Annotated in this window: 6 protein-coding genes and 1 pseudogene; all 7 read right to left on the minus strand. The window is 60.4% G+C overall.

Going from position 1 to position 4369, the window contains the following annotated elements:
* Window positions 1-547, minus strand: a 547-nt coding sequence (locus FCK22_RS17715) for an SDR family oxidoreductase (RefSeq protein ID WP_248646586.1), incomplete at its 3' end; no start/stop codon positions are given.
* Between the two features lie 7 nt (window positions 548-554).
* A complete protein-coding gene (locus tag FCK22_RS17720; protein ID WP_067261662.1) occupies window positions 555-980 on the minus strand; it encodes a cytochrome c in 426 nt (141 codons plus the stop codon).
* Window positions 977-2275, minus strand: a complete 1299-nt coding sequence (locus tag FCK22_RS17725) for a multicopper oxidase family protein (protein WP_067261664.1) — start codon at window positions 2273-2275, stop codon at window positions 977-979. The genes FCK22_RS17720 and FCK22_RS17725 overlap by 4 nt, the downstream gene beginning before the upstream one ends.
* A 1-nt stretch (window position 2276) precedes the next feature.
* Window positions 2277-2888 carry a potassium channel family protein gene (locus FCK22_RS17730; RefSeq protein WP_082851957.1) on the minus strand — a complete coding sequence of 204 codons (612 nt, stop codon included), beginning with the start codon at window positions 2886-2888 and terminating at the stop codon, window positions 2277-2279.
* A gap of 30 nt (window positions 2889-2918) precedes the next feature.
* Window positions 2919-3470 (minus strand): helix-turn-helix transcriptional regulator, encoded by a 552-nt coding sequence (locus tag FCK22_RS17735; protein ID WP_067261666.1) that lies wholly within the window; start codon window positions 3468-3470, stop codon window positions 2919-2921.
* A gap of 69 nt (window positions 3471-3539) precedes the next feature.
* Entirely contained in the window at window positions 3540-4169 is a 630-nt protein-coding gene (locus tag FCK22_RS17740; protein WP_248646588.1) for a copper-binding protein, read from the minus strand.
* Between the two features lie 86 nt (window positions 4170-4255).
* Window positions 4256-4369, minus strand: a pseudogene (locus tag FCK22_RS17745) (IS5/IS1182 family transposase); the annotation flags it as partial.

A 4369-nucleotide genomic window follows, 5' to 3' on the forward strand; every position in this document is an offset into this window, starting at 1 on the left:
GATGCAGCACCTGGCCGCTCATATAAGATGAGTCCTCGCAGGCGAGGAACAGCAGTGACGGGGCCACCTCATTCGGCTGACCGGGGCGGCCAAGGGGGGTGTTTTCGCCAAATTCCTCAACCTTATCCGCCGGGAAGGAGGCCGGGATCAGCGGCGTCCAAATCGGCCCCGGGGCCACGCCGTTGACCAAAATACCCTTGGGCGCCAGCTTGCTCGCCATCGCCCGCAGGAAGGACAGGATCGCCCCTTTGGTCGATGCATAGTCGAGCAGTAGGTCCTGCCCCTTATAGGCGGTGATCGAAGTGACACAGATGATCCGCGCGCCCTTTTTCAGATGCGGCAGCGTCGCCTGCGTCATCAGGATCATGCCGATGATATTGGTGCGGAACGTGCGTTCGATCTGCGCTTCTTCGATGTCTTCGAGGCTTTCCTGCGCGTGCTGTTCGCCCGCGTCATTGACGAGAATGTCAATCTTGCCAAAGCTCTCCTTCGTGCGGCTTACGGCATCTTTGCAAAAAGCTTTCTCACCGACATCGCCCTCCAGCAACAGCGTTTCAATGCGCCCGATTGCGGCTTGCCTGAACAGCCTGTTCGCGGGGCGGCCAAGTCGATCGGATGTAGGCGAGGATGTCCCAGATATCCTCGTCCGACAGAACCTCTTCGAAGGCGGGCATGCCGCTGGCAAAATCATTGATGCCGCGCGCGGCCAAAGCGGCTTGGCCTCCGAATTTGGTATATTCGCACAGCAGCGTGTTGTCGTGGTGCCAGGTGTGGCCGGTGGCGTCATGGGGCGGCGCGGGCAGGATGCCGTTCTCGTTCGGGGTGCCCCAGTCGGGCTGGCCTTCCAGGTCGGCCCCGTGACAGGCGGCGCAGGTCTCGGCATAGAGCCTGCGACCAGCCTTGATATCGCGCCCCTCAAGTTCGTGGTTCGCCTGCGCTGTGGTCGCCCAAAGGAGGGCAAAGATAAGATATCGCATCATGTGACCTTCACCCATGTCCGCATGCCCCCGATCGCGTGGCTCAGCATGTGGCAATGGATCAGCCAGCGGCCCGGATTGTCGAAGACACAAAGCACATCGCGGCTTTCGCGGGCTGCGACCAAAGTCGTATCACGCAGATCACCAAGGCTGCCATCGGCGGCGACTTCGTAAAAATGGTGGCCATGCAGATGGATGCCATGCGGGAAAGCGGTGTCATTCGCTAGGGTGATCCGCACGGTCTCCCCGCGCTCTATGGTGGCGAAAGGGTCCGGCGGCAGGTCCGAGACATCGTTGAAGGACCAGATATTCGCGCCGCCGTGATGCCCGCCCATCGCGCCGCCCATCATGGTCAGCCTAAGATGCTGCGCGGGGCTGCCGGGCGCCGGGAGGTTCGGGGCCGTGAGCGTGGGCAGAGGTCCGGCCTTGCGGTCGGTATTCTCGCCAGAAACACTCAGATCGGCCAAACGGTAGGCCCCTTGGCCGGTCTGCATGTCGAAGCCGACCGGGCCCGTAATATCGACGATCAAATCGGCCCGCTGGGCGGGGGCCAGCACTAGGTCGGACAGGTCGCGCGGCTGGTTCAGCGCCATACCGTCCAAAGCCACCACCGCCCCCGAGACCCCGGACAGCATCAGCGGAAAGATCCGGTTGGTCGCCGCATTGATCAGGCGCAGGCGCACACGGTCGCCCTGCCGGACCTCATCCCGCGACAGGAAGGCGCGGGCGAAGTTCCCCATATAGCCCGCATGCGCGACGCTATGCATATCCGTGAACTCATCGACGAGGCTGCCATCTTCGTTAAGGATCCAGTCCGACAGGATCACGGTCACGTCGTGATCCACATCGACCGGCACGTCGTCTTCGACGATCAACGGCCCCATGAGGCCGCGAGCGACCTGCTCTTGTGAAATGTAGTGCGAATGATACCAATAGGTTCCCGCATCGGGCGGCACAAAGCTGTAGATTTTACTGTCGCCGGGGTTGATCAAGTCTTGGGTCAAGACCGGCACACCGTCCATTCGGTTCTCCAGCCGAATGCCATGCCAGTGAACCGCTGTGCCCTCTTCCAAAGCATTCTCGACCTTGATCGAAGCCTGCGCGCCGCGTTTGAGCCGAAGCTCGGGGCCGGGCGTCGAGCCGTTGAAGCCGAGCATCGCGGTGGTGCCTTCGCCCTCGGGCAGGATCTGTTGGGTCACGCTCTGGGCCTTGAGCGTCAAAGGCGGCGTGCCGGCAAAGCTTGGGCGCGGCAGGACCATCGCGGCTGAAGCGCTGGCGAGGAAGTGTCTTCTGTTCATGTCATGCCTTATCGGGATGGTTGAGATTCATGCTGCTGTCGATGCGCGGGCCGCCGGGGTTCAGACAAAGGTACTGGCTGCGCAAGCCGTTTCCAACTCGGGTGCGAGGTGAACCGCCGATGCGCGCAATCTGGCTCAGGGGACTGTGCCGAACCATTCGGGTCATACCCTCTCTGACAAGGGGGCACGGCCCCCCCATGACCTTCAAAAGGAAGCTTCCCGAGGCGGTGATCATAAGAAACCCGTGAAAGGCTTCGATGCCGGTAAGAAAACGCAAATGCCCTGCGGGGCTCAGGTCTCCGCGACCCAGCGTGGTGAAGTTGACCAGCGAGAAATAGAAATAGTCCATCAATGTGATCGGCTTGTCCGCCGGGCCGGACGCGTTCAGCACGCCGATCTGCAGCCCCTGCACGGCCCAGAGAAAGAAGAGCGTATAGAAGAAAGCCTCGATCACATGCGCGATCGTGATCGCCCCCACCGCGAGGCCCAAATTCTGGCCATGTGCCTCCGCACGGCGCCGGGTGATCGTGTCGGAGACCCTTTTGAGGACGAAATAATGAATTGCCGTGCAGATTGTTACGACCAGGACTGACAAAAGCATTGCTTGGATCATGAGGGGAGCACCTCTCTTCGTAGGGTCATGTCATGCCACAGCGGCAATTTTGGCACCTTTTGTTGGTGCAGGTCGCTGCGGGTCCTCGGGAAGCAGGACGTCATCCATCAGGTCCTCGATGAATGTGCTCAGCAACTGCGTGCGGCCCGTGACCGCGGCCTTGCGGTAGATCGCGTTTGTCTGCGCCTTGATCGTTCCCTCGGAAGTGCCGCGCAATTCCGCGATGTCGCGGGTGCTGAGGCCTTTGACCAGAAAGACGGCGACATCCCGCTCTGCCGGGGTCAGCCGCCAATCGGTGAAATGCTGAGACATCACGATTGAAAATTCAGAGGTGCATCTGCGCATCTTCTCTTCGGCAAGCCGCGCCCGTTGCAAACTGGTTCGAAGCGCGATCCAGCCGAGCGCCACGCCGAGGTTCAGGCCGATGGCCAAGACGGTTTGCTGGTACTCATGGCTCTGCCAGATCAAAAAATCAGGCTCCATGCCGATGGCGTCCAACAAAAAGCAGACGGTAAAGAAGATTGCCACGACGGCCTGAAGCGCCGCGATGGCCCAAAGGGCGATGGTTCCACGCGTTTTCATAGCTCAATATGCCTTATTGTTGTGGTGGAATGCAGGGCCGACCTAAACGACCGGCCCTGCAAGACGCGCTTACTTCATCGCCGTGACGGTCAGCTTTCCTTTGACACGGTCGGCTACGAATTCGATGTTCTGGCCTTCCTTCATCTTGGCGATCAGCGCTTCATCGGCTTTGAACACCATCGTCATCGACGGCATGTCGAGGTTTTCCAACGGGCCGTGTATAATCGTGACTTTTTTGCCCTTGGTGTCGATCTTTTTGACCTTGCCGGTGGAATAGACCAGCGGCGCCTCGGCGGCCGCATCGGACGGCGCCACGGTAAGCGGGCCGTGCATGCCGGATTCGTAGTGGCCGGGGATCAGGCAGGCGAATTCAAACGCGCCTTCGTTCGCGAAGGTCCAGATCACCTCACCCTCCATACCGGGGTCGAGGCGGACGGAGTTCGGGTCGTCATGCTCCATGTCCATCTTGGCCATGGCTTCCTTATGTTTGGCGTTGCCCTCCATCGTGTCGATGACGAACTCATGCTCGATCTCGCCCTTGTTGGTGACGGCGAAGCGGATGGTCTCGCCCTTTTGGATGTCGAACTCGGCCGGCTCGAAGATCATCTCGCCGTCATCGGTTTCGCGCATGATAACGTCGATGGTGCGGTCGACGGCCTCGCCTTTGGCGGGCATGCCGATGGCCATTTCTTCGTGCATGTCGCCATGGCCTTCATCGCCGTGGCCGCCGACGTGGGTGCCGGCGGCAAAGGCGGGGACGCTTATCAGAAGGCTAGGGTCAGGATTCATAACCAATAAATGACGAGAGCCGCGAGCGCGATGGCAGAGAGAAACACCTTAGGGCAACGGTCATAACGGGTCGCGACACGCCTCCAATCCTTAAGCCTACCGAACATGAT

Source organism: Sulfitobacter sp. 15WGC (assembly GCF_005068605.1).
GTDB classification, from domain to species: domain Bacteria; phylum Pseudomonadota; class Alphaproteobacteria; order Rhodobacterales; family Rhodobacteraceae; genus Sulfitobacter; species Sulfitobacter faviae.